This window comes from Arthrobacter ulcerisalmonis, from assembly GCF_900609065.1.
GTDB lineage: Bacteria > Actinomycetota > Actinomycetes > Actinomycetales > Micrococcaceae > Arthrobacter > Arthrobacter ulcerisalmonis.
On sequence record NZ_UXAU01000009.1, the window covers coordinates 31738 to 56829 of the forward strand.

The 25092-nt window shown below is 64.4% G+C and carries 23 protein-coding genes; 6 read left to right on the plus strand and 17 right to left on the minus strand.

The window, feature by feature from the left end; translation table 11 throughout:
- Positions 1 to 30 precede the first annotated feature (30 nt).
- The 3 genes from PSET11_RS00490 to PSET11_RS00500 form a co-directional block, all read right to left on the minus strand.
- The gene (locus PSET11_RS00490) at positions 31 to 894 is read right to left on the minus strand and encodes a hypothetical protein (protein WP_124089681.1); all 864 of its coding nucleotides are present in this window, start codon (positions 892 to 894) and stop codon (positions 31 to 33) included.
- A gap of 41 nt (positions 895 to 935) precedes the next feature.
- On the minus strand, positions 936 to 1445 hold the full coding sequence (locus PSET11_RS00495) for an RNA polymerase sigma factor (protein ID WP_124089683.1): 510 nt from the start codon (positions 1443 to 1445) through the stop codon (positions 936 to 938).
- 80 nt (positions 1446 to 1525) lie between these two features.
- Positions 1526 to 3049: a SulP family inorganic anion transporter gene (locus tag PSET11_RS00500; protein WP_124089685.1), complete on the minus strand. Its 1524-nt coding sequence runs from the start codon at positions 3047 to 3049 to the stop codon at positions 1526 to 1528.
- A 321-nt stretch (positions 3050 to 3370) separates the two neighbouring features.
- Between PSET11_RS00500 and mptB the strand changes: the two genes are divergently transcribed.
- Positions 3371 to 4948: a polyprenol phosphomannose-dependent alpha 1,6 mannosyltransferase MptB gene (gene mptB, locus PSET11_RS00505; protein ID WP_124089687.1), complete on the plus strand. Its 1578-nt coding sequence runs from the start codon at positions 3371 to 3373 to the stop codon at positions 4946 to 4948.
- A gap of 100 nt (positions 4949 to 5048) precedes the next feature.
- A complete protein-coding gene (locus tag PSET11_RS00510) occupies positions 5049 to 7355 on the plus strand; it encodes an FdhF/YdeP family oxidoreductase (protein WP_124089689.1) in 2307 nt (768 codons plus the stop codon).
- 49 nt (positions 7356 to 7404) lie between these two features.
- Here the strand turns inward: PSET11_RS00510 and PSET11_RS00515 are convergent, their stop codons facing one another.
- Positions 7405 to 8637 carry a glycosyltransferase 87 family protein gene (locus PSET11_RS00515; RefSeq protein WP_238988970.1) on the minus strand — a complete coding sequence of 411 codons (1233 nt, stop codon included), beginning with the start codon at positions 8635 to 8637 and terminating at the stop codon, positions 7405 to 7407.
- A gap of 49 nt (positions 8638 to 8686) precedes the next feature.
- A complete protein-coding gene (locus PSET11_RS00520) occupies positions 8687 to 10018 on the minus strand; it encodes a glycosyltransferase family 87 protein (RefSeq protein ID WP_124089693.1) in 1332 nt (443 codons plus the stop codon).
- Positions 10019 to 10286: 268 nt separating this feature from the next.
- On the opposite strand from PSET11_RS00520, the gene PSET11_RS00525 reads away from it, so the two are divergent.
- Positions 10287 to 10493, plus strand: a complete 207-nt coding sequence (locus PSET11_RS00525; protein WP_124089695.1) for a hypothetical protein — start codon at positions 10287 to 10289, stop codon at positions 10491 to 10493.
- Between the two features lie 127 nt (positions 10494 to 10620).
- On the opposite strand, the gene PSET11_RS00530 is transcribed toward PSET11_RS00525, so the two are convergent.
- Positions 10621 to 11193 carry an MOSC domain-containing protein gene (locus tag PSET11_RS00530; protein ID WP_124089697.1) on the minus strand — a complete coding sequence of 191 codons (573 nt, stop codon included), beginning with the start codon at positions 11191 to 11193 and terminating at the stop codon, positions 10621 to 10623.
- 73 nt (positions 11194 to 11266) lie between these two features.
- Here PSET11_RS00530 and PSET11_RS00535 point away from each other — a divergent pair, with 73 nt between their 5' ends.
- On the plus strand, positions 11267 to 12244 hold the full coding sequence (locus tag PSET11_RS00535) for an alpha/beta hydrolase (protein WP_124089699.1): 978 nt from the start codon (positions 11267 to 11269) through the stop codon (positions 12242 to 12244).
- A 97-nt stretch (positions 12245 to 12341) separates the two neighbouring features.
- Here the strand turns inward: PSET11_RS00535 and PSET11_RS00540 are convergent, their stop codons facing one another.
- The 3 genes from PSET11_RS00540 to PSET11_RS00550 form a co-directional block, all read right to left on the minus strand.
- Complete coding sequence (locus PSET11_RS00540) at positions 12342 to 14723, minus strand: ATP-binding cassette domain-containing protein (protein WP_124089701.1); 2382 nt, start codon at positions 14721 to 14723, stop codon at positions 12342 to 12344.
- A gap of 87 nt (positions 14724 to 14810) precedes the next feature.
- A complete protein-coding gene (locus PSET11_RS00545; protein WP_124090383.1) occupies positions 14811 to 15230 on the minus strand; it encodes a VOC family protein in 420 nt (139 codons plus the stop codon).
- Complete coding sequence (locus PSET11_RS00550) at positions 15227 to 15676, minus strand: helix-turn-helix transcriptional regulator (protein WP_124089703.1); 450 nt, start codon at positions 15674 to 15676, stop codon at positions 15227 to 15229. Before PSET11_RS00550 ends, PSET11_RS00545 begins: the two co-directional genes overlap by 4 nt.
- Positions 15677 to 15795: 119 nt before the next feature.
- Here PSET11_RS00550 and PSET11_RS00555 point away from each other — a divergent pair, with 119 nt between their 5' ends.
- A complete protein-coding gene (locus tag PSET11_RS00555) occupies positions 15796 to 16596 on the plus strand; it encodes a response regulator transcription factor (protein ID WP_238988971.1) in 801 nt (266 codons plus the stop codon).
- Here PSET11_RS00555 and PSET11_RS00560 read toward each other — a convergent pair.
- From PSET11_RS00560 to PSET11_RS00585, 6 genes are all read right to left on the minus strand, one after another.
- Positions 16593 to 17204 (minus strand): TetR/AcrR family transcriptional regulator, encoded by a 612-nt coding sequence (locus PSET11_RS00560; protein ID WP_124089707.1) that lies wholly within the window; start codon positions 17202 to 17204, stop codon positions 16593 to 16595. The two genes, PSET11_RS00555 and PSET11_RS00560, sit on opposite strands and share 4 nt — an antisense overlap.
- Positions 17205 to 17265: 61 nt before the next feature.
- Positions 17266 to 18264 carry an NADP-dependent oxidoreductase gene (locus tag PSET11_RS00565; protein WP_124089709.1) on the minus strand — a complete coding sequence of 333 codons (999 nt, stop codon included), beginning with the start codon at positions 18262 to 18264 and terminating at the stop codon, positions 17266 to 17268.
- 141 nt (positions 18265 to 18405) lie between these two features.
- A complete protein-coding gene (locus PSET11_RS00570; protein ID WP_124089712.1) occupies positions 18406 to 19113 on the minus strand; it encodes an SDR family oxidoreductase in 708 nt (235 codons plus the stop codon).
- A gap of 336 nt (positions 19114 to 19449) precedes the next feature.
- Positions 19450 to 19818, minus strand: a complete 369-nt coding sequence (locus tag PSET11_RS00575) for a response regulator transcription factor (protein ID WP_124089714.1) — start codon at positions 19816 to 19818, stop codon at positions 19450 to 19452.
- An 8-nt stretch (positions 19819 to 19826) separates the two neighbouring features.
- Entirely contained in the window at positions 19827 to 20483 is a 657-nt protein-coding gene (locus PSET11_RS00580) for a hypothetical protein (RefSeq protein WP_124089716.1), read from the minus strand.
- Positions 20484 to 20539: 56 nt separating this feature from the next.
- The gene (locus PSET11_RS00585) at positions 20540 to 21964 is read right to left on the minus strand and encodes a glycosyltransferase family 2 protein (RefSeq protein WP_124089718.1); all 1425 of its coding nucleotides are present in this window, start codon (positions 21962 to 21964) and stop codon (positions 20540 to 20542) included.
- A gap of 254 nt (positions 21965 to 22218) precedes the next feature.
- Between PSET11_RS00585 and PSET11_RS00590 the strand changes: the two genes are divergently transcribed.
- Positions 22219 to 23127 (plus strand): diacylglycerol/lipid kinase family protein, encoded by a 909-nt coding sequence (locus PSET11_RS00590; protein ID WP_160118935.1) that lies wholly within the window; start codon positions 22219 to 22221, stop codon positions 23125 to 23127.
- On the opposite strand, the gene PSET11_RS00595 is transcribed toward PSET11_RS00590, so the two are convergent.
- Together PSET11_RS00595 and PSET11_RS00600 are read right to left on the minus strand one after the other, a co-directional pair.
- Positions 23124 to 23954: an SMP-30/gluconolactonase/LRE family protein gene (locus PSET11_RS00595; protein WP_124089722.1), complete on the minus strand. Its 831-nt coding sequence runs from the start codon at positions 23952 to 23954 to the stop codon at positions 23124 to 23126. The genes PSET11_RS00590 and PSET11_RS00595 overlap by 4 nt on opposite strands.
- Before the next feature lie 5 nt (positions 23955 to 23959).
- Complete coding sequence (locus PSET11_RS00600) at positions 23960 to 25066, minus strand: GTP pyrophosphokinase (RefSeq protein ID WP_124089724.1); 1107 nt, start codon at positions 25064 to 25066, stop codon at positions 23960 to 23962.
- Between the last annotated feature and the right edge of the window lie 26 nt (positions 25067 to 25092).

The window sequence follows — 25092 nt, forward strand, 5'->3', positions numbered from 1 at the left end:
TTACGCTGCGCGGCCGCTGTCGTCGTCTCCTCAGGGAGCGATGGAAAGGCTCAGGACCATTGCCTTCAGGTTGCTGTATTCCGCGGTGGCCATATACGCCTGGGCCTCGGCCATGGACGAGAAAATGGGCGCATTCGGTCCGTTGGAAGACGCATTCGCGAACGACAAGGTTCCTCGGGGGGCCTTGGCAACCACTGAATACATCAGGCAGCTGTCCTGGAGCTGACCGCTGCTCGCATCGACCAGGCCCGCCTGGTACGCGAAGCCGCCCCCACTTGATGTCTGGTCGAGGACGCGGTATGAAAACCGGACGTCGGGCTGGGCCCAGGCGGCGCTGTATTGTGCCGAGTCCAGTTCGGCCTGGGTGTACGGTCCGGGTCCACAGGAACCGCCCAGGCCACCGCCCGTACCGTAGTAGAGGCTGGCGACTTTCTTACCGACTTCATCCGCTACCTCCACACCTGTAGCTGGGAAATCCGGTGTACCGGCCGGTACTTCTGTTGCAGTCCACCCTGTTGGAAGGTCGAAGGACAGCCCGGCGTTGGCACTGTCGAACTTCGCCTGCGTAGGTATTGGCGGCGGCGGGGTGATTGCGGGCGGCATGGTTTCCGGCGCTGCCGTCGCCGTGGAGCTGGGGCTTTCTGAAGGAGCCGCTGCAACCGTATTGGCGGGCGCAGGGGCCGCCGTGAGTGGGCCGAGGTTGATGGAGACCAGCACACCGGCCGTCGCCGCAGCGGTTGCTAGGACTGAAAGACCGAGGACACGGTTACGGCGCTGGCGCCGTTCAGCAAGGGTGGGAATGTCCTTGGGTACCCGGTCCGCAAAGACTTCGGGCCGGGCAAACATGAGCTGCAGGGCCTTCTCACCGTCAGCCTCAGTGGGATTGGGGCTCACGGGATCTGCTCCCGCTACAAGGTTCTTGATGGCATCCATTGCTAGGCACCCACTTTCTGTTCGAACTGGCCGGAGAGTTCTGGCATGAGTTTGCGGAACGCCTCGCGTGCCCGGTGCAGCCTCACTTTGGCTGCAGCCTGGGAGCAGCGCAGAACTTGGGATATTTCCGCCATGCTCAGTTCGTCCCAGTAGGCGAGCTGGAGGATGTCGCGTTCCTTTTCCCGAAGCGCCATGAGGGCCTCATCGACAGGTGAACTGTCGTGCTGGTTCCAGGCATCCTGTGCCGAGGAGGCCACTACTTTGCTGTGCAACGCTGCCTGCCGATCCCGCCCCCGGTACGCGTTACCAATGAGGTTGCGTGCCACTGTGAAGAGCCAAGCGGTCTCTGGGCCGGTTCCGCTGTCCCACTTCTGCCACGCGATGCGGAAAACGTCAGCGGCCAGCTCCTGCGCCAGTTCGGCGTCGTTGACCCGCCGAAGGACAAACTTGTGAATCCTCGGATAGCTGTCCTTGTAGATGGCGATAAACGCCACCTCGCGCTCTGAAAGCACGATTCCCCCTGAGATGATGTTGTTCTGGTGATGCTTGCTTCTGTGTAGTTTCCGGTTAACCCGCAGTGGTTACGCCGGGATCAATTAAGCTTCCCGGCCAGCCGTTCGCGCATGCTGATGCTGGCCGCGTTCAGCCCAATGAGGTCAACGTCCAGGCCGTGCCGCCGGTACTTTTCGGTGACGGCATCAAGCACGGCAATGGTGGACGCATCCCACAGGTGTGAGGCGTGCAGGTCCACCACCACGCGGGTCACCTCCGCTTCCGCGTCCAAGGCGTATTCGAACTGCGTGTAGAGGTCGTTGGAGGACGCAAAAAACAGCTCGCCGTTGACGGTGTAGGTGGCTACGGTGTCACCGTTGAGGTCAAGGATTGTCCGCTCCACCGTGACAAAGTGGGCCACCCGCCGCGCGAACATGGCCATCGCTGCGAGCACGCCGGCACCGACGCCGATGGCGAGGTTGTGCGTGGCTACCACCACCGCCACCGTGATGACCATGACGGCGGTTTCAGACTTGGGCATCCGGCGAAGCGTCCGCGGGGCAACGGAATGCCAGTCAAAGGTGATGGCGGAAACGAACACCATCACGGCCACCAGCGCGGCCATGGGGATCAGCCCCACCACGTCACCCAAGACCACAACCAAGACCAGCAGGAAGACGCCGGCCAGGAACGTTGAGACCCGGCTCCGCGCCCCCGAGCCCTTGACGTTGATCATGGTCTGGCCAATCACCGCGCAGCCGCCCATGCCACCCAGGAAACCGGTGACGATGTTCGCCACTCCTTGGCCCCACGATTCGCGGGTTTTGTTGGAGCGGGTGTCCGTAATGTCATCCACGAGTTTGGCCGTCAGGAGTGATTCGAGCAGTCCCACGAGCGCCATGGAGAGCGCGAACGGCGCCACGATCTGGAAAGTTTCCCAGGTCAGCGGCACGTTGGGTAGGAAGAAGCCGGGCAGGCTCTCGGGCAGTTCCCCCTTGTCCTGTACGGCCGGCACTTGGATGCCCGCGAGCACCACGAAAAGGGTCAGCACCACGATCGCCACCAACGGCGAGGGCACCGCCGTCGTAATTTTCGGCAGGCCCACCACGATCACCAACCCAACCACCACCAGCGGATAGACCAGCCAGGGCACACCAATCAGCTCCGGGAGTTGGGCCATGAAGACCAGGATGGCCAAGGCGTTGACGAACCCCACCATCACGGACCGCGGAATGAAGCGCATCAGCTTAGTCACACCGGCGACGGCCAGCAGGATCTGGAAGACACCGGCCAGGACGACGGCGGCAATCAGGTAATCCAGCCCATGGCTTCGCATCAGTGGCGCAATGACAAGGGCCACCGCCCCGGTGGCTGCCGAAATCATCGCCGGTCGCCCACCCACAAAGGAGATGGTGACGGCCATGGTGAAGGACGCGAAAAGGCCAATGCGGGGGTCGACGCCGGCAATCACCGAGAAAGCGATGGCTTCCGGAATGAGGGCCAGGGCAACCACCAGCCCGGCCAGCGCCTCCGTCTTCAGCCGCCGGGGCGAGCGAAGGGTGGCGCGGACGGACTGCAACTGCAGCGGCGTGGCAGTGGTGGGTGGGGCAGAAGAGGCGGCCATTGCAGGGTCCGTTCTGAATCGGGTAGCTTGCGCTCGTCAGGGGAGGCGCATCGCCGCGCCGGAAGGCGACCGCACGGGCCGGGAATTAAACTCTCTCACGCGGTTGGTCACCGGGGTCGCCTCAGATCACGCTGATTGATCAGCGCCGGTATCTCGAGCCCACCTATCTTGCCTTCCATTTTTAGCGTGATGCCAAACCGTGCCCTCTCTGGCGCCGTCACGCCCGGCAGTCCGGGCACCCCTACTGGTAAAATAACCAGGTTGCAGGGCGTGGCTTTAAGCCTGCGCCCAGCGCCGTAACGAAGTAGGGGACCAACACACATGACGGCAGGCGGGTCACACCTCGGGACTTCGGAGGACACGGCGGGCGCTCCTGCCGGTCCCTCTGTTCCCGTGAAGCGACGTGCCTACATCGCCACCCTTGAAGGCTTCGTGGGCGCGCTCATGATGTTTATCGGCTCGATTGGCACGGGCTGGATCGCCAATGGCTCGCCCATGATCCGCCAACCAGTGGTCATTGCCCTGCGCACCGAGGGTTGGGGTGTAACGGTGTCCACGGTGCTGCTCACCGTGGGGGCCATGCTGCTCATCCGCTCCTGGCTCCGACTTGGCCAGCGGTTGGGAGACTGGGGGAAATCGTCCCTGCGCCCCGTGGTGATCGCCATTTCTGCGTGGTCCCTCCCGCTGCTTTTCTGCGTGCCCGTGTTTTCCCGGGACGTGTACGCCTACACGGGCCAGGGCCGCCTGGTGATGGAAGGCCAGAACCCCTACACCGTGGGCATCTCAACCCTCAGCAACTGGTTCGCCCTGGGGGCAGACCCCGCGTGGGCGGAAAATCGGACCCCCTACGGCCCCTACTTCCTCTGGCTGGCCCGCGGCGTCGTGGGACTGACTGACGCCCAACCAGACATTTCGGTCCTCCTCTTCCGGCTGCTGGCCGGCGTCGGCGTTGTCCTCTGTGTCATCTACGTCCCCAAACTGGCCGAACTGCACGGCATCAACGGTGCCCGGGCGCTCTGGATCACCGTCGCCAACCCGCTGTTCCTGATCAGCTTCATCGCCAGCGCCCACAACGATGCCCTGATGGTTGGCCTGGCCGTAGCCGGCGTCTACTTCGCCGCCACCCGCCGGTACATCCTCGGCATCCTGCTGGTCACGGCCTCAATCGGCATCAAGCCCGTCACCCTTCTCCTGCTGCCCTTCATCGGGGTCATGTGGGCCGGGCCAGCCGCCACCTGGCTCCGCAAATTCCTGATCTGGGGCGCCACCGCAGCCATCAGTTTCGGGACGCTGGCCCTGAGCGGCATCCCGTTCGGCCTGGGCATGGGCTGGACCTGGGCCATCCTCGACACCACCCCCGGCTACACCGGCTACTCACCCTCAGGATTCCTGGGCCAACAGGTGGAGTTCCTGGGTAACGTGCTGGGCCTGCCCGGCGGAACATTCGCGGACCTGCTCCGCACCGGCCTGAAGTACGCGGCGATCGGGCTGGTGATCCTGCTGATGTTCCGCGGCGACTACTCCCGCGCGGTGCGACGCATGGCCTTGGCGTTCACCGCCGTCGTCATGCTTTCCCCCATCATCCAGCCCTGGTACATCCTCTGGTTCCTGCCGTTCCTCGCGGTGACAGGCATCCGGAATGACTGGCAGATCAAATCGCTTTACGTGGCGGTGACCTTCTTTGTGGTCTTCGGCGCCCAAGACCAACTCTCCGTTTGGTCCTTCGTGGAACTTCCCATCGACGCCTCCTCCCTTGCCTTCGTTACAGCGCTCGCCTTCACGCTGTACCTCTTGTTCCTGGATGTGCACACCCGCACCCTGCTGATCGACGTCAAGCCGATCGATCTGGCCAAGCGGTCCTGGGTGTGGCTGCAGGGCCGGCGGGCCCAGCGCGGCTGACGGTCCGCCCGTTTCGCCCCGGCCGGTGAAGTCACTACAGTTTGGCTGAGGGGTATGTCCCTTTTTTGGCAGCAACAGCAGGACGCAGGAAGTTGGAACAATGAAGTTCGGCAAGCAACCAGCACCCGTCGCGGACATCAATGAAGCCGATGTCTCCGTCCACAAACCCAAGACCGAGGCCGCCGGGGTCAAAGCCGTGATGGTGGCCCTGGAACGTGCAGTAGCGCAGGCCGGCGTGGGTCGAACTGCCCAGTCGCTGCTGCGGATCAACCAGCGCGGCGGCTTCGATTGCCCTGGCTGCGCCTGGCCGGAGTCAGCCACCAAGCGCAAGGCCGCAGAATTTTGCGAGAACGGTGCCAAAGCCGTGGCGGAGGAAAACACGCTCCGTACAGTGGGAGCCGAGTTCTGGGCGCAACACTCCATCGCTGACCTCTCGGACAAGACCGAGTATTGGCTGGGTAATCAGGGCCGCCTCAGCGAACCCATGGTGATTCGCGACGGCGACACTCACTACTCGCCCATCTCCTGGGCGGCTGCATTCGACCTCATCGGTGAGCACCTCCGCGCGTCAACGCCGGACCGGTCCGTGTTCTACACCTCGGGCCGAACGGCCAACGAGACCGCGTTCATGTACCAGCTTTTCGCCCGCGCGGTAGGCACCAACAACCTGCCCGACTGTTCCAACATGTGCCATGAGTCCTCCGGTTCGGCACTGAACCCCACCATTGGCATCGGCAAGGGCACGGTGTCGTTGGAGGACATCCATGATGCCGAACTGATTTTCGTGGTGGGTCAGAACCCCGGCACCAACCACCCCCGAATGCTTTCGGCACTCAAAGAGTGCAAGGACAAGGGCGGGAAGATCGTGGCCGTCAATCCGTTGCCGGAAGCCGGGCTGTTCAACTTCAAGGACCCGCAGACGGTCTCCGGGGTTGTGGGTGGCGGCACGCCGCTCGCCGACGAATACCTGCAGATCAAGGTGGGCGGTGACCTCGCCCTGTTCCAGGCCCTCGGCCACCTGCTGCTGGTGGAGGAACAGCGCAACCCGGGGACCGTCGTCGACCGTTCCTTTGTTGACGCCCAGACCGACGGTTTTGACGCCTACCAAACCGCCCGCCGGGACGTGGACTGGGCCGAAACCGAAAAGGCCACCGGGCTGGCCCGGCAGCAGATCGAGGACGTGGCCAGCATGCTGGTGGCGTCCAAGGCGACCATTTTCTGCTGGGCGCTCGGCGTAACCCAGCAACCCCACTCGGTGGACACCATCAAGGAAATGGTCAACGTCCTGCTGCTCCAAGGCAACTTCGGCAAGCCCGGCGCTGGTGCCTGCCCCGTCCGCGGCCATTCGAACGTCCAAGGCGACCGGACCATGGGCATCTGGGAAAAGCCCAAAGAACCACTGCTGACAGCGCTGGACACGGAGTTCGGCATCGAATCCCCGCGGCGCCACGGCTACGACTCGGTAGAAGCCGTGGAAGCCTTCGCCCGCGATGAGGTGGATGTCTTCGTGTCCATGGGCGGCAACTTCTCGCTCGCCTGCTCAGACACGGCGGCCCTGGAAGCTGGCATGCAGCGGATCGGGCTGACCGTGCACATTTCCACGAAACCCAACCGTTCGCATGTGGTTCACGGCCGGACGTCCCTGATCCTGCCCACCCTTGGCCGGACGGACAAGGACGACAAGCACCCCAAAGGCGCCCAGTTCCTGTCTGTGGAAGACTCCATGTCCGTGGTGCACTCGACCCAGGGCCGGCTGCAGCCCGTCTCGGAGCACCTGCTGGCCGAACCGGTGATCGTGGCGCGGATGGCGGAAGCTACTTTTGGGCCTGAGCATCCGGTGGATTGGCGCGGCATGGCCGAGGACTACGACGTCATCCGGGACCACATCGCGCGGGTGCTGCCCGGGTTCGAGGACTTCAACGCCCGGGTCCGGACCAGGAACGGGTTCGTCCTGCCCAACCCGCCACGGGACACCCGATCGTTCGCCACGGACATCGGCCGCGGACGTTTCACCGTCAGCCCGTTGGAGTACCTCAGCCCGCCCGCCGGGCACCTGGTGCTGCAGACCATCCGCAGCCACGACCAGTACAACACCACGTTCTACGGCCTGGACGACAGGTACCGGGGCATCTCCGGTGGCCGCCGGGTCATCATGGTGCACCCGGAAGACCTGGCTGAACTGGGCTTCAAGGACAGGGATCTGGTGGACGTCATCAGCACGTTCCGCGGCCAGGATCGGCACGCAGACAAGTTCCTGCTGGTGGCCTACCCCACGGCGAAGGGCTGCGCCGCCGCATACTTCCCCGAAGCCAACGCCCTGGTCCACAAGGAAAACGTGGCCAGAGAATCCAACACTCCAGGCTTCAAAGCGATGTTTGTCCGCTTCGTCCCGCACGTGGAAGCCTAGCTGTGCACAGCTGGCCTGGTCAGAGCCTGCGGGCTGGTCAGCCGGTTGGCTAAGCGCCCGCTGGCACTTGGCTTGGTTTCCGGCCGAGCTCCGCTGTGCGCCGCACCGACCACCAGAGCAGCACCACCAGGAGCACGTTGCGGGTGGTGAGGATCGCTGCCATCACGGGATGCGCATGGATGAGCGGGGTGTAGAACAACGGGTAAATCACAAACGTGGTGATGGCGATGCCCATCAGCAGCGCTGCGGGCACCTTCCAACGATCCCAGTCGTGGGTAAGGCCGGCAATGATCACCGGAGCCAGCCAGATGATGAACTGCGGTGAACCCACCTTGTTGAACACGATGAAGGCGGTGACCATCATGAGCGCGCCCTCGAGGAAGAGTTCCTCACGCTCGGCGCCACGGTTCAGCGCTCGGACCAGGAGCACGGCGGCGGCCACAGCGGCGAGGATGAGGAGCGGCTGCATCAGGAAAGCGGCCACACTGGCGCCCGGACCATATACTTCGGTGGAGTTGATGGCGGTGTTGTCAGCCATCTTTGACCCAGCGATGTTGAAGACGCTGAGCCAGACCCAAGGCGTGGAAAACGTCGCCTCCAGTTGCATGCCCCGCTCGCCCTGATTGGTGAGAAAGTCCATGATGTGCGGCAGCCCGCCGGATAGCCACGTGCCCACAGCCACCACCGCAGTGACTGCCACGCCGGACAGCAGGACCTGGACGCGCTTGCGGCTGGCGATCACGATCGGCACTAATACAGCGGCCGGCCACACCTTGATCCAGGTGGCAACGCTGAGCAGGACGCCCGCCACAACCGGCCGTTGCGCCGCGTAGAGCAGCGCAATCAGGACGATCGGTGCTGTGATGCCCTCCACCCGCGCGAAGCTGAGGTACCCCATGAACACCGTAAAGAAAAGCCACCACCACGCCGGCGCAATGCCAGTGACGCGCCGCGATCCGCGCGTCAAGAACAGCAGCCCCACCGCATTCAGCGCCGTGATGATCAGCGTCCAGACCAGCAGGTACAGCCCTGGACCGGCAATGTTCGCAAGAAAGATGGGGATCTGCGCCAACACCGGGTACACCCACGGGCTGATCTTCCCGTCCAGATCGGCTGGGTTGTAGCCGTCCATGGCCCACTGCCGGTACTGCTCGGTATCGCTGAAGGTCCCACCGTTGAGGAAGAAGGACGCCATCCAACCCAAGAAGTAAAGATGGACGACGGCGAATCCCCACCACACGCTGGCGGGTGTGGCGAACCAGGCAATCGCCTTGGCCGGCAAGAATTTCGCGCGGGCGCTTACCAGGCGGTCAAAGAAGCGGGTAGGAATGTCAGCTCTCCTTGAACGCAGGAGTACCTGCCGGGGCTTTACGGCCCAGCAGGTACAGCCGCCGCACGCTCCACAGGAACAGGACCACCAGGAGGACGTTGCGGATGCTCAACACCAGGGCCATCCACGGGTTGTTGTGGCTGAGCGCATCGTAAAACAGCGGGTAGATGAAGAAGGTAGCAACGGCAATGGCGATTAGCATGGTGGCCGGCACCCGCCATTCCCGCCAGCTGTGTGCCAGGCCAACGGCCACGGCTGGTGCGAGCCACACCATGAACTGCGGGGATCCCACTTTGTTGAAGACAACAAAGGCGCTGGCAAGGCTGAGGGCACCGGCGAGAAGCAACTCTGTTCGGTCCACGCCGCCACTGATCTTGCCGTTGTGCAGGGCCCAGAACGTCAGGCCGGCCACTACCAGCGCAGCGACGATCAGCAGCGGCTGCATCAGCACAGACATTACTGCTGTCCCGGGACCGTCCACCTGCATGGAGTTGATATCGGTGTTCATGTACATCCGCGAGCCGTCCACGTTGAGGACGGACAGCCAAAGCCACGGCGTGGTGAAGGTGGCCTCAAGCTGCATGCCGCGGTCACCCTGCTGGGTGAGGAAGTTCAGCAACTTGGGGACGCTGCCCACTGAAGCCGCCAGCGCAACCACCACGGCCGACGTCGAAATTCCAGCAAGGACCACCAGGACCCGGTTCTTGACCACGGCAAATAGCGCCAGCATGACGGCGGCGGGCCAAACCTTAACCCAGGTTCCCACGGCGAGCAGGATCGAGGCGATGAACGGCCGGCCGACGCCATAGGAGAGCGCTACCAGGACCAGCGGAGCCGTGAGGCCGTCCACGCGGGCGAAGCCCAGCCAGCCGAGGAGCAGCGTGAAGACCAGCCACCACCACGCCGCAGGAATTGCCTGGGCATCGCGGCCCCGGTTCGTGAGCTTCAGCAACGCCCACCCGTTGAGGAGCGTGGTCATGAGCACCCACAAGAAGAAGAAAGGGCCAGGCCCCGCTACCCCTGCAATTGCCATGGGAATGAGCGCCAAGATGGGGTACACCCAGGGGCTGGGGCCGCCGGTGAGGTTGGCCTCGTCGAACCCGGCCAGCGCCCATTCGCGGTAGATGAAGGTGTCGCTGAACGCTTCACCGCGCGATGACAGGATGGCCGCAAAAATGAGGAAGCCGAGGTGGACCACAATGAAGCCGGTCAAGAGGCCACGCGGGGTGTTCAAGGCTGCGCGTGCGCCGGACGGTATCACCACGTTACGGATCCGGGTCAGAGTGCCGAAGAAGTCGGTAGAAATGGCGGAGTCCTTGTCGTCATGCACCATCGGCTGCGGCACAGGCGAGGAGCACTGGCGGTTGCGGGCGCGTTGAAGCTGCTCGGGAGCAGCATCCGTTCACTCCCAGTCTAATTGACGGGTCCCGGTGGGCCGCTATTTGGCTGGCTTCCGGTATAGCTGATGGTCCATCCCTCGAATTTAAGTTGCTCCCTGTGCGGAGATGGGCGATTATGTTGTGGGCGCCTCACAGGTGCCTACGCGCCGGCTTGGGGGAGCGGATTGGCGCAAACCCCAGTTGCCAAACAAAAGGTTTCCCATGACTGCCTTCCCCATCACGTTGAACGTCTCCGACCGCCAGAGCATGGACACGGAAATCGAGGCCGCGGTCAACGCCGCCAAAGTCCACGCGCTGACCGAGAAGACACACGGAATCCTGGTCACGCGGATTGGCGCCGACACGTTCACCGTTGCGCTGAGCGACACCGTCCCCTTCGGTCTGACCCGGGAACAGCAGGCCTGGTAGGTTCTTCTCGCTCTGTTCCCAATCTGGCCCAGTTTTGGGGCCTCGGCCCGCGTGGGAGCCCCTGATGTGCAGGGCTGCGTCGGTGATAACTGGGCCAGTTTGGCCGGACGGGGCTTCGGGGCGGCGGCTAAGGCAGCCGACTGGGCCTCAGCACGTGCGCTACCCCGGCCTGACGGGGTTCCAACGGCACGGGACTGACCAGAACGGCAGGTCCCCGATGCAGTGTGCCGTCCGAGCGCACGCGGCAGCGGATCCCACCCCTGCCCCGCATAGCAGCGTGTGCTCCGGGCGCCAGCATTCGGTCCATCCATGCGCATGGGTGCGCTGGCCTGCCGCCGTGGAACTCCACCACCGACCCGCCGGATTCCACAGCGAAGTCCTGGCCCAACAGGGGCGCAAGCTCAGCGCCCCGAAGCACCACGTTCCGCCGAGGGAGCAACGGATCGAAGGGAGCCACACCGAGCTCCGACGCCATCGCCTCCAACGCCTCGACCGACATTAGGGTCACAGCCGCATCCATGTGGGCGGCTTTGCCATAGAACCGATCGCCCACAATGCCCTTCCTAGTCACCACCTCTGCCATCGCGGCGTCGATAGTCACAACGTCCGCGGCGCCGTCACGTGCTCGGCCAAAATAGGCGTGCGCTGGGGAGACCAGAAGGTGCAGGATCTCGATGTCATAGCGATATTTGTCGGCCATGCCCCCCAGCGTAAGGCAGTGCGGACCGCGCCCCGGTGGTGAAAAGTATCTCCATGATGGAAAGATCTTTAGCATGAGCTCTCCACAGCGGCCACCCGCCAGCACCACGAACCGCCGCCCCCTCCTCTACTGGGCGTCGCTCATCTGCGTCGCAGCCCTCATCTTGATCCCGGCCTGGATGCTGGCCGGGAACCCTGCGGTGCTGGGCGGGCACCCGCTGTTGCCGGCGCTGTTGGTGGTGGCCGCCGTCGTCGGCCTGCTCTGGGGTGTGTTGTTGTGGCGACGACGACGGCGGCGCGCAGCACCGCAGCGGTCCACGCTTCGGTCTGTTGGGGCCTGGGTGGGCCGGGTGGCCGTCCTGGGGCTGGTGGCCGTGCTGGCGTGGCTCAACCCCTTCGCGTACCAACCGGGGAGCAGGGCCGAAGCCGGACCCAAATCCGACTATGTCGTCACCGAAACGCCCACCGCCATCACCATGGTCCCGGACGGTAAACCGGCCGCCAGGGGGCTCATTTTCTATCCCGGCGCCCGCGTGGATGCCAAGGCCTACCAGGACATCTTGGCGCCCGTGGTGGGAGCTGGTCTCCTGGTGGTAATCCTCAAGGAACCGCTGGGGCTGAGCTTGTTGGACGGAAACCAGGCCGAGTCCGCTATTGCCGACAACCCAGACATCACCACCTGGACGGTGGGCGGCCACTCCCTCGGTGGGGTGAGCGCATCCTCCTTCGCGCAGGATAACGCCGAGGTGAAGGGCCTCCTGCTCTACGGTTCCTACCCCCTCGACTCACTGCGCGGCCGGCCGAACCTGGCGGCACTGTCCGTCTCCGGTAGCGCAGACGGCCTCAGCACACCGGAAAAAATCGATGCCTCCCGTGAACTGCTGCCCGCCGATACCGACTACGTGACCATCGAGGGCGGCGTGCACGCCTTCTTCGGGAACTACGGTCCGCAACCGGGCGACGGCGAACCAGGCATCAGCATGGACGCCGCCCAGGAGCAGATCTCCGCAGCCACGGTGGAGTTCCTGCAAAAGGTCGGGTCGGCCGGCTGAGCGGACGCGGCCGCACGGAACCTAAGCTTGTTTGCAGCTCAGAGCCTTGAAGCTTAGGTTCAGCGGACAAGCTTAGGAGTGGAGCCAGTACGCTCGGTCAGGCGCCGACGTACGTCGCCAGGTGCCGGGCCGTCAGGGTGGACCTGGCTGCCACCAGCTCGGCTGGCGTACCCTCGAAAACCACCGTGCCGCCGTCGTGCCCTGCGCCCGGGCCAATATCGATGATCCAGTCCGCGTGCGCCATGACGGCCTGGTGGTGCTCGATCACGATCACTGACTTCCCCGATGCCACCAGCCGGTCCAGGAGCCCCAGGAGTTGCTGGACGTCTGCCAGGTGCAGGCCGGTGGTGGGCTCGTCGAGGATGTAGACATCGCCCTTGTCTGCCATCTGGGTGGCCAGTTTGAGGCGTTGCCGCTCGCCGCCGGACAGGGTGGTCAGCGGCTGGCCCAGGGTAATGTAGCCAAGCCCCACATCGGCGAGCCGCTCCAGGATCTTGTGTGCCGCAGGAGTTTTCGCCTCACCCTCGGCGAAGAAGGCCAGCGCGCGTTCCACGGACATGGCCAGCACCTCGGCAATGTTGCTGCCGCCGAGCTCGTATTCCAACACGGCTGCCTGGAACCGGCGGCCCTCGCAGTCCTCGCACGTTGACTCGACCGTGGCCATGACGCCGAGCTCGGTGAAGATCACGCCGGCGCCGTTGCAGGTGGGGCAGGCACCCTCGGAGTTGGAACTGAAGAGTGCCGGTTTGACGCCGTTGACCTTGGCAAACGCCTTGCGGATGGGCTCCAGCAGGCCCGTGTAGGTAGCAGGGTTGCTGCGCCGGGAGCCCTTGATGGCGCCCTGATCGATGGTGATCACGCCCTCGCGTTTGGCCAGCGAGCCGTGGATCAGGGAGCTCTTGCCGGACCCCGCCACGCCCGTGACCACGCACAACATACCCAGGGGGACGTCGACGTCGACATTGCGCAGGTTGTGGGTGGCGGCGCCGCGCACCTCCAAGGCCCCGGAACGCTCGCGGAACGAATCCTTCAGTGACGTCCGGTCATCCAGGTGTCGGCCGGTGACGGTGTCACTCTTGCGGAGCCCCTCGACGTCGCCCTCATAGACGATCTGGCCCCCGCCGGAGCCCGCCGCCGGCCCTAGATCCACCACGTGGTCGGCGATCGCGATGGTCTCCGGCTTATGCTCAACCACCAGCACCGTGTTGCCCTTGTCCCGCAATTGCAGCAGAAGATCGTTCATCCGCTCAATGTCGTGGGGGTGGAGGCCAATGGTGGGCTCGTCGAAAACGTAGGTGACGTCGGTAAGGGACGAGCCTAGGTGCCGGATCATCTTGGTCCGCTGGGCCTCACCACCGGACAGGGTGCCGGCGGGGCGGTCCAGGGAGAGGTAGCCCAGGCCAATCTCGGTGAACGAATCCAGCAGGTGCCGCAGTCCCACCAACAGCGGCTTGACCGAGGGTTCCTCCAATTCCCGGAGCCAGGCGCCCAGGTCGCTGATCTGCATGCTGCACAGCTCGGCAATGTTCTTGCCGTTGATCCTGCTGCTCAGGGCCTCGGGTGCCAACCGGGTACCGCCGCAGTCGGGGCAGGACGCGAACGTCACGGCCCGCTCAACGAAGCGCCGGACGTGCGGCTGCATGGCCTCGACGTCCTTGGACAGCATGGTTTTCTGCATCTTGGGGATAATCCCCTCGAAGGTCAGGTTGATCCCCTCGACCTTGATCTTGGTGGGCTCCACATACAGCATGGTGTCGAGCTGCTTCTTGGTGAAGGACGCGATGGGCTTGTCCATGGGCAGGCCCATCCCCTCGAACAAGCGGCCGTACCATCCGTCCATGGAGTAGCCGGGGACTGTCAGCGCGCCCTCGGCGAGGGTCTTGCTGTCGTCATAGAGGGCGGTGAGGTCGATGTCGCTGACGTTGCCCATGCCCTCGCAGCGGGGGCACATGCCGCCGAGGTAGGTGACTTCTCGAACCACGTTTTTCTCGATTCGGCCACCCTTCTCGGTGCTCATGACGCCGCTGGCCTTGCGGGTGGGAACGTTGAAGGAAAACGCCGTGGGCGGGCCGATGAAGGGTTTTCCGAGGCGGCTGAACAGGATCCGCAGCATGGCGTTTGCGTCCGTGGCCGTACCAACTGTGGACCGGGGGTTGGCGCCCATCCGTTCCTGGTCCACGATGATCGCGGTGGTGATGCCTTCGAGCCGGTCCACGTCGGGCCGGGCCAGGCTGGGCATAAAGCCCTGCACAAAGGAGCTGTACGTTTCGTTGATCATCCGTTGGGATTCGGCGGCGATGGTGGCGAAAACCAGGGAGCTTTTGCCGGATCCGGACACTCCGGTGAACACGGTGAGGCGCCGTTTCGGCAGGTCGACGCTGACGTCCTTGAGGTTGTTCTCGCGGGCGCCCTGCACACTGATGAGGTCGTGGCTATCCGCCACGTGCACGCCGTTGGCAGTGGTCGGTTCCGTGCTCATGGCGTCTCCATCTGTGAGGCGGCGAATGCGGTGGGCGGCTGCGCCGCGCAGCCGCCCACCGGCGTCGTTCGTTCCAATAGTGTCAGGTCAGGGTTGCTGGTTGATGCGGATGGTGTTGCCAGCGGGGTCGCGGAAAGCGCAGTCGCGGATTCCATAGGGCTGGTCCAGGGGTTCCTGTACGACGTCGGCCCCGCTCGCCTCGACGGCGGCGAACGCGGCGTCCACGTCGGGCGCGGACAGAACCAGGGCAGCGTAGGTGCCCTTGGCCATCATCTCGGCGATGGTGCGGCGCTCATCATCGGTGATGCCCGGGTCCGCCGCCGGCGGGTGCAGCACGATCGAGACGGACGGCTGGGCCACGGGGCCTACAGTGATCCAGCGCAGTCCTGCGTAGCCAACATCGTTGCGGACCTCGAACCCGAGGCAGTCGCGGTAGAACGCCAGGGAGGCATCCGGATCGGTGTGCGGAAGGAAGCTTGAATTGATGGTGATGTCCATGGTTGTCAGGCTATTTGCGGAACCGGGCTGGGCGCTTCTTGATTCCTGACCGGTCTGGTGACTTGTTTGGCCACGCACGCCGGAATCCCCGCCGTCGAACGCGCCGCCTCCTGCCGAAAGACGCTCGGCGGCACGCCCACCAACTCGCTGAAGCGGGTACTGAAGGTGCCCAGCGAGGAGCAGCCGACGGCGAAGCACACCTCCGTGACGCTGAGGTCACCGCGCCTGAGTAGCGCCATGGCCCGTTCGATCCGGCGGGTCATCAGGTAGCTGTAGGGCGATTCGCCGTAGGCGAGCTTGAATCGGCGGCTGAGGTGGCCGGCCGACATGTGGATTCCACGGGCCAGGGATTCGACGTCCAGCGGCTGGGCGAACTCCCTGTCAATCCTGTCCTTGACGCGGCGGAGGGACACCAGTTCGCGCAGGTGGGGGCTGGGTTCGGGGCTGCGGCTCACCCTTCCGATGGTGCTACGCGTAACGGGAGTTGTCCAGAGGGGACCAGATGCCTACTGGCGGGGTTTCCGGTGCTACTTTTAGGGCCGGAGCCGTCGGTGGATCCGGGACGGGACTGGCGGTGGAAACACGAACTGTGGTGGTGGTCGAAGACGACGCGGACATCCGCGAAGTTCTTGCGACGATCTTCCGGGAAGCCGGGTTCGAGGTGTACTCGTACCGGTCCGGGTTGGAGGGCGTTGCAGCCGTCAAGGAGCTGCACCCGCAGGTGGTCATCCTTGACCTCGGCCTGCCGGATATTGATGGTTTTGAGGTGGCCCGCCGTATCCGGCTGATCAGCAACGCTTACCTGCTGATCGTCACGGCGCGGACCCAGGAAGCGGACACGTTGCTGGGACTCGACGCCGGCGCCGATGACTACATCACCAAGCCTTTCCGGCCCCGAGAGTTACGGCACCGCGTGGAGGCGCTGCTGCGCCGGCCCAGGCTTCGCAGCGACTCCGTCAGCCTCACCGATTCTCCGCTGGCGAACTCGGCCCCGGTTGCGGTCACCGCACTGGAACCACTCGAGCCGCAGGTCTTTGAGCACAACGGACTCCGGTTGAGCCTGCTGACCAGGACGGTAGAGGTGGATGGCGCCGAACGGAACCTCACCGCCACTGAGTTCGCACTCCTGCACGCGCTGCTCAGCGGCGGGAGGGTGGTCCGGGCTAAGGATGAACTGGCCCAGATCCTGCACGGCGGCGTGGCCGTTGCGGAATCATTTGGCCGTGATGCGGATGAGCAGGCCATCCAGGTCCATGTGGCCAACCTGCGCAGGAAGCTGGGGGACTCTGCGGCCAATCCCCGCTGGGTGGAAACAGTTCATGGGTTCGGTTACCGGATGGCAGCGCAGCGAGAAGCGTTGGCCGGCGAAGTCTAGGCTTGGCTGCCCTGGATCAGCACGCTGATCTGGGCCTCGATGTCCTGGCGGATCTTCCCGATGTCCAGGCTGGCATTCGCGGTGGCGGCCATGCTGAGGAACATGATGGCAGAGATGATGTGCGCGGTGGTTGCGGCGTCGTCTGCCCCCATCCGTTGGTCCCGTCCCAGTACTTCGGCGACGGCGGCCTCCGTATGCGCCACGATGGTCAAGGCCTCGCCGTGGCGGGGTTCAGTGGGGTCGCCGAACACCATCTCCCTCAAGTACGTGCGGCCATTGTCCACCTGCTTGCGGTTGCACTCCACGACGGGACCCACAATGGCCATGACCGCGCCGAGGGGGTCGGGCATGGTTTTCGCGTCAGCCTGGCCCTGCTGCAGCGCCGCTGCATAGTGCGTGTTCTGCACCAGCAGTAGGAGCTCGCCTTTGGTCTTGGCATAGAGGAATAGTGTCCCGGTACCGATATCGGCTTTGTCAGCTATCTGCTGCGTGGTGACATCGTCCACCCCATGTTCAGCGAAGAGCTCGCTGGCTGCGGCAGTGATCCGGTCCAGTTTGTCCTGCTTGTTCCGTTCGCGCCGTCCGGGCTGCTGGGATGTGGCTGGCATGGCTTCCTCTGGACTCTAACTGACTGTACTCAATATTGAGTATATCGACGTGGGTCCTGTCTCAGGAACTGACGGACAGAACGGCCTTGCCCCTAAAACCGCCTGCAGCCAGGGATTGCAGCGCTTCAGGTGCTTGGTCAAAGGCGAAAACCTTTCCTACCACCGGGCGCAGCACGCCGGAGTCAACCAGGGCGCTGATCTGACGGAGCTGGTCGCCGCTGGCCTGCATAAACAGGAATTCGTAGCTGACGCCCAGCTTCTTCGCCTGCCGACGAATCCTGCTGCTCAGCCCAGTGATGGCCAGGCGGAGAAGGGGGTTAAAGCCTGATTGGCTGGCGAACTGCGGGTCTGGTGGGCCGGAGATCCCGATGGCTTTCCCTCCGGGTCTGAGGATGCGCAGTGATTTTTCCAGGTTCTCCCCGCCCAGGCTGTCGAGCACCACGTCGTATCCGTTCAAGATTTCCTCAAAGTCCTGGGTGCGGTAGTCCACCACCACGTCGGCACCGAGCCCGCGGACAAAATCGGCGTTGGAAGTGCTGGCGGTGGTTGCGACGGTAGCGCCGAGATGCTTGGCAAGCTGAATGGCGATGGACCCGACCCCGCCGGCACCAGCGTGGATGAGGACTTTCTGCCCTGGCTGGACCTTGCCCCGCTCAACGAGGGCCTGCCAGGCGGTGAGGGCCACCAAGGGCAGCGAGCCGGCCTCAACCATGCTGGCGGTCTTGGGTTTCAGGGCCAGGTCCTGCTCAGCGACTGCGATCCGTTCGGCAAACGTGCCGATCCGGTCCTTGTCGGGGCGGGCGTAGACCTCGTCGCCGGCCTTGAACCTTGTCACCGCGGCGCCAACGCGCAGCACGGTGCCCGCAACATCGTTGCCGAGGGTCAAGGGAAGTTTGTAGGGAAGGATTTGCTTGAACTCTCCCAGCCGGATTTTGTCATCCAACTGGTTCAGCCCGGCGGCCTGGACCTGCACCAGTACGTCGCGCTCGCCGACCGCCGGCTCGGCAACCTGGGCTTCGTGCAGGGGTTCCTTGTATTTGGTAATGACGAATGCGCGCATGGGGCGATGCTCCTTCGGTGGGGCTCTGGTGTGGAGGCGGACTGTGGCGTCAGCGACGCCCTGTTATGGCTGGAACGCGTCGCGGCAACGGTTGGATTTCCGTGCCGCGACGCAATCCTGGATCCTGCGTTGCGCCGGTCCTCAGCCCTTGACGAGCTGCGGGTAGAGAGCTTCGATCGGAGCGCTGAGTCCGGCTTTGAGCTGCACCGACGTTTCATCGGCAAGGACCTCGTAGTCGCCGGCCTCGACGGCATCCAGTACCTTGGCGACCAGGTCCGCTGGGTTCATCTTGGTGGTGGCGGCGTCCTTGGCCATGGCGGTGTCGACGTAGCCAACATGGACGCCTACTACGTGCACGCCTTGGGGATCGAGTTCCAAGCGCAGGGAGTTGGTGGCCGACCACAGGGCCGCCTTGGTGGCGCTGTAAATGCCGCCCACGGCGTACCAGCTCATCGCGGAATGGATATCGATGAGGATCGATTCCTTCTTCGCCGAGAGGATTGGGGCGAACGCTCGGGCGAGGAACAGCGGGCCCAGGAAGTTCGTCTCGACGTTGGTCCTGATTTCCGCGTCAGTATGGGTGAGGATGCCGGGGCTTGCTACCGAGGCGCCCGCGTTGTTGATCAACACCGTGACGTCTCCGGCCGCCTCAACTGCGGCGCGAATCGATACGGGGTCGGTGACATCCAGGGTCAGGGGCACGATCCGCTTGTCGTCCCAGCTGCGTGGCGTGCGGGCTGTGGCGTAGACCTTGCTGGCGCCGCGGGCCAAGGCTTCGTTGACGAAGTGGGTGCCGATGCCGCCGTTCGCGCCGGTGACCAGGACAACTGCTCCGGTAAGTGTCTGCATTTGAAGGGGCCTTTCGTGGGGTGTCTGAGGTTTTCACTAGATGCGGATACTGCTCTGCAATTAGTGAATGTACTCATAACTGATTGCACTCAGACAATATTCCCACGAAGGTTTTCGGGCCACTGTCAGCCGGCACCACCCCGGCTCAAGGGCCCGTTGTGTCGGTCTGGTGGGTGCCGCCGGCTCCGGTCCTAAGCTTGTTCGCGAAACCTGGCCTTGAAGGTTAGGAGCTGCGAACAAGCTTAGGATTCGTGCGAGGGAGCGGCCCCGCGGACCCAACCCGTTCCACCAATGGCCCCAACTGACCGCGGAGCCAACCAGCCCCAACAACGTCCCCTACGAAGCCGCCCGCAGCAGGTCCTGGGCGTGGCGTTGAAGTTCCCGCGGGTGGAACGGCTTGCCGAAGAAGCCGGTCGCGCCTGCGTCCTTGCTGGTTTCGGGGCAGTCTGGGTCCTCGCTGGCGCTGATCACCAATACTGGAGCTTCGCTGAACAACCTGATCTGGCGGATGACTTCCAGGCCGGAGAAGCCTGGCAGGTCCATGTCGGTGGTGATGAGCGCAGCCTGTAGCTCCTGCGCCGCAGCCACCCCGGCTGGTCCAGTGGCGGCGGTGTGGACGGTGAAGCCGCTACGTTGCAGGACGATGCCGATCAGGCGGCAAATGTCCGGATCGTCTTCGATGACCACTGCGGTGGGTGCGTTCATGGCAAGTCCTAGTTGGTGGTCTGGGGAGTTGTCTGCGGGGCCGGTTCAGCGTAGCCGATGGTGAGTGAGTCCATCACCGTTTGTCGGGTGAACACGCCAGTGCCGGCGGCCGTTTCGGTCAGCAGGTCGAAGGTGAAGACCACTCGGGTGCTGGTGGCACCGGGGTTGGCGGGGATCTGCAGTGCCGACCAATAGGCATGGGGCGCGTCGATGGCGAAGTCGCCGGTGTCGTTGGCCAGGACCGTGTTCAGCGAGTCCACCCGGGCGTTGAACCGGGTGATCTTGATGCTGCGGCCGCCGGTGGAGCCCACCACTTTGGCGCTGACCTGGACGATCGGGGTGCTTGCTGCAGTCCACGCGGTGGCCTTTTCGGCGGTCCAGTAGTCAACCACCAGCTGGTTCTCCGCGGCGCCCAGGGTGTGGCTGGCCGAGCCGGTGGCCAGGTCATTTGGGGTGACGGGGGTGGCCACGATGGGTGTCACGGCGGCGGCTTGCTCCGGCACCGCGGCGCTGGTGGTCTCTGCTGCCGGCGCCCCGGTGGGTCCGGGCAGGCCGGGGAGCGAGCAGCCGCTGAGGCCCAGAACCGAGGCCAGCGCCAGTGCCGGGAGCAGGGCGGTGAACGTACGACGGCGGGTGGTGCGGGCAGCAACGACGGTGGAGGCCATGGGGGTGGTTCCTTAGGACGGGAGGGCTGGGCGGATCGGGTGGTGGCTGGCGAAGCTCAGGAGTGGAAACCGCGGTGGCTGCGGAGGGTCTTGCGGAGCATGAAGACCGTCTGGACCATGGTGGTGATGTACAGGATGGGCCAGCCGATGGACAGGATGGCGGAGCGGAGGTCAACGGGCATCTCGAGCCAGGCGAATACCACTCCGGCTGCCACCACGGCCAGGACCACGGCGGGCATCAGGTGGGCAGAGCCGGATCCGCGTTCGGCGCGGGCTTGCGCGGCCCAGTTGTCTGTCTGGGTGCTGGCGAAGAACTTGGACCAGGCCCTGACGAAGTGGCCCATCCGGAGCCAGAGATACGCTTCGGCGGGGAAGGCCAGCAGGGCGAAGGCGATGTCCCGGCCGGACTTTCCCTTGATGGACAGGGCAATGCGGAGGTTCAGCAGGATCGCTACCACCGGCGGGATCAGCCATACGGGGTAGAACACGTAGGCATGGATGCTGAGGGACGCGGCCAGCAGCATCATGAACGAGATCCGGGTGAGGATGTTGATCACCATGGAGATGTTCTCGCTCCAGCGCAGCCGCAGGTTGGGGTGCAGCGGTTGGCCCGGCGTGTTGCTGCGCTGGCCCGGCCACATCAGGTCGATGGCGCCGTAGTTCCACTTGACCTGCTGGCCGTCCAGGGACCGGAGGGTGTTCATGCCGCCCACGGAGGCACGGGCCGAGGCGGAGATCTTGGTGGCGTAGCCAAGGTTCTTGATCTGCAGGGACAAGAGTGAGTCCTCCACCTCTGAATCCTTGACCCAGGGGGTGGATTGCCGGTTGTCCACCATGACGTTCTTCAGCGCGGTCATGGAGAGCAGGGAGCACTGTCCGCCCAGGACTGCCATGTTGCGGCCGCGGAGCAGGTTGTCCATGTTGAAGGCGGCGAACTGGGCGCGCTGGCCGGCGGTGAGGAAACGGGCGGTGAGGCCCTTCTTTGCCGTCTCTTCAACGGTGTAGATGGCAGAGATTCCGCCGATCCGTGGATCGCTGAGGATTTCCTGTTCCAGTGTTTCCACCGCGTACTGGTCCACCACGGTGTCGCCGTCCACGCCCAGGAAGTAGTCGAAGTCCTCGCTGACCTGGGCGAAGCCGTAATTGAGGGCGCCAACCTTCTTGGCCTTGTTCACGCCGATGTCGTGCACGAATACTTCGGTGAACTGGGTGGTGTCGCGGTAGGTCCGCTGGTGCGGGCCGGCGAATTCGCGGGCAATGTAGAAGGTTTCGTCGTCGGTGTTGTTGATGACCACGTGGATGACGTCGGGGAGTCGGGTCTGGGCCAGCAGGGCGGTCAGCACCTCGGCAATGCTTTCCTCCTCGTTATAGGCGGGGATGACGCACGCGATGGAGGCGCGGCGGGTGGCTGGCTGCGCGTCCCTACCTGCCGTGACGGTCAGGTAGGGGGACTCCACTGCGGTTTCTGACGTGATGGTCATTGGATCCTCCAACGCTCGACGAACTGTTGTCCCCAGTGTGTAAAACCTGCATCAAGGAGTGGTGCGAAAAGCTATTAATGAATTCAGAGCACTTGCTCAAGCCCCCTTGCGTGGTCCTTGCAGGAATTCCCACCGTCCTCCCAGCTTTTGTCGGTGGCGCCGCGTCGAGACGGACGACGGCGGCAGGGTGCGGTGAGAATGGGTGCCATGAACAGTTCACGAGGCGCCATGCGCCAGGAGCGGGGAGTGGCCCGGTGACGCTGTCGGCACGGGGCGGGGCGCTGTTGCTGGTAAATCCGGCCGCTGGCCGTGGTCGAGCCTCGAGGCTCTATCCTGCGGTTGCCGAGGCACTCCGGGTTGCCGGCTACGCGCCGAGAATCGTGGTGACAGACAGCCTCGCGGGGGCAACAGCCAGTGCACGGGAAGCGCCATCAGGAACCCTGGTGGCAGCCCTGGGCGGAGACGGATTCCTCGGCGCAGCAGCAACAGGTGCCAGTGCGTCGGGTGCCGTCCTGCTGCCCCTGGCCGGCGGGCGCGGGAACGACACCGTGCGCAGGTTCCGGCTTGGCTCGGACCCGGTCCGCACCGTGCAAAAAATCCCGCGGTTGGTGGTCCGTCCCACCGATCTGGGCCTGCTCAACGGCCACCCGTTCCTCGGCGTTGCCAACGTAGGCCTGGACGGCCTCGCCAACGAATACGGCAACAGCACCGCGCTGAATCTCGGTTCCCTGAGCTATCTCTATGGTGGGCTGAAGGCGTTCCGTGGCTGGCAGGACGTGACCTTCACCGTCACCACCGATGGCAGGCAGACATCGTCGCCGGGGTGGTTTGTGGCAGTGGGAAACGTGGGCCAATACGGCGGCGGACTCCGCATTTGCCCTGCGGCGAGGGCCGACGACGGCCTGCTGGATGTGGTCAGCCTGGGCCGGACGTCAATCCCGCGCGTTGTCACCACTTTCCTGCGTGCATTCACCGGCAGCCATCTGGGGCAGCCGGGCGTCACGTCCAGTCGCGGCACCGTCGTCACCATCAGCGCGGATAGGCCGTTGAACGTGTACGCCGACGGCGAATGGGTGGGCAGCCTGCCCGCAACGGTGGACATTCTGCCAGCGGCAGTCAGGGTCCTCGTGGCGCGGGACTCGCCAGCGTTCGCCAGCGACTAAGAGGCGGGAAAAACGTGGTGCAACGGCGCGGCCAGGGTGTGCCCGTCGAAGGGTCCTGGTGCCGCGAGGCCAACTGCGGCGCTGGTGACGACCACCAGGGGGTCAACGCCGTCAGTCACCAGGACGCTGGTGACCTGAGACATCGGCATCGGAACCGAGCCGAGAATGTCGCCGTCGGCGGAGTAGATATCGAGGCGGGACCCGCCCCACACCGCATTCCAGACGCGCCCTGCGGCGTCAACGTGCATGCCGTCCGGCGACCCGCCCGGCACCTCGGCAAACAGTTCAGTTGAGGCCGGGTCCGCGAGGGTGGTGCGCAGGATCCGGCCGGCAGCTGAGTCGGCCACTAAAACAGAACCGTCGGGGAGGAACGTTGGGCCGTTCGGGATGTCGATACCCGTCAGGACTTGCCGGAGGTCGCCGGAGACCGGATCCCAACGCCAGACCGAGCCCTCCGGCGCTGACTCGTCATGGACCATGGTGCCGAACCAGAACGTTCCATCTGGGGCGAAGCTGCCGTCGTTGACCCGGTGCCGCGCGCTATCGAGCCCGGTTGTTGCCAGCATCTGCGGGGCGTTGGGGTCCGTCAAATCCGCGATCCCGGTACCCAGTGCCCCGATCAGATGACCAGAAGCGTCCTGCTCCACGACGCCTAGGGGCACCGAGTGATGTTGCACCAAGGCTGCCTGAGGTTGGGACTCCGGCGACCACGCGTACAGCTCACCACGAAGCAGATCCACCCAGTGGACCGTGCCCCCAATGATCCGGAGGCCTTCGCCCAGTTGGTGGGCGTGGGAGCTGAGAATCTGCCATTCACTGCTGGCCATGTGCCCTACTTCTTCGTCAGTCGGTAGCGCTCGATCTGTTTCAGCCGCCGCTGGAGGCTGTCGCGCCTGGGGTGTGGGACGGCGTCGGGCGCTTCCGCGGTGAGATCGATATGGTCGGTGCCGTACTGCCAGAGCAGCAGGTCATCAAGGAGCCGGTCGGGGCCGGGGGAGTAGCGGTGGTCGAGGGCCTTGCGGACCTCGGTGATGCGGTTGGCGCTCAGCAGCCCGGCCAGCTGGACGGTCTGGTTGAGTCCGTGCGCGGCCATCAGCTCCGCGGCCCAGCCCCAGTCGTCATCCACCTTCCGGTCCACATGCGGCAGGAGGGTGCGCCAGACGTCCCGGATCCGGTTGGGGGTCAGTGGTGCAGCCCCCTCGCCCTCCATGTCCCAGTAGCTGCGCACCTGTTCGTAGCTTTCGTGCAGGTCCGCGAAGGCAGTCTCCACGGTTTCCAGCATGGCAGCCGTGGCAGTGAACTGACGGTCAAAGTGCGGTGTCCAGGCGCGGGGGTCCTCAGCTTTGAAACGGATGTCATGCTCAATCTCGCTCCACGCGTGCGCGAAAACCGTGCGGATCTGGCACTCGAAGAAGTAGCTGCCGTTGGGCTGGATGTCCGGGTTGAACTCCTGCTGGTACTCCTTGACGGCATCATTCTGGATGGTGCGGAGGATCAGGTGCCGGCTCGAATAACCGTAGGTGCCTGATTCGATGGAGCCAATGTCCTTTTCCCGGTCGCCACGGCAGTCAAAGAGCTGCCGCTGCCGCTTGATCAGGTTGGCCACCGCCGCGTTCTCCGTTGGAAGCTTGGTGATGATTCGGACGCCCACCATGTCGTTCAGGGTGCGGAACGGGTCTGGGAACTTCAACGTTGGAGCTCCGCCTGGTTCCAACGGCGGCTCCAGCCGCGAAATTTTCTCCCGGAACGAGGCCACAGACTTGGTCCGTCCCGTGACGAACAAGGGTGTGACTTCGGTGTCCTTGAGCATGTCCCGCATGATCAGCAGGACGTCCCGGGTTACACGCTTCAGGGCAGGCCGAACGCGGGTATAGATCTCCACATTGTGCGCCACGGATTCGCGGAGCGGGGCGTCCAAGCCCTCCCAGTTAGTCGGCATGGACCCAGCTTACGGCCGGGGTGCGA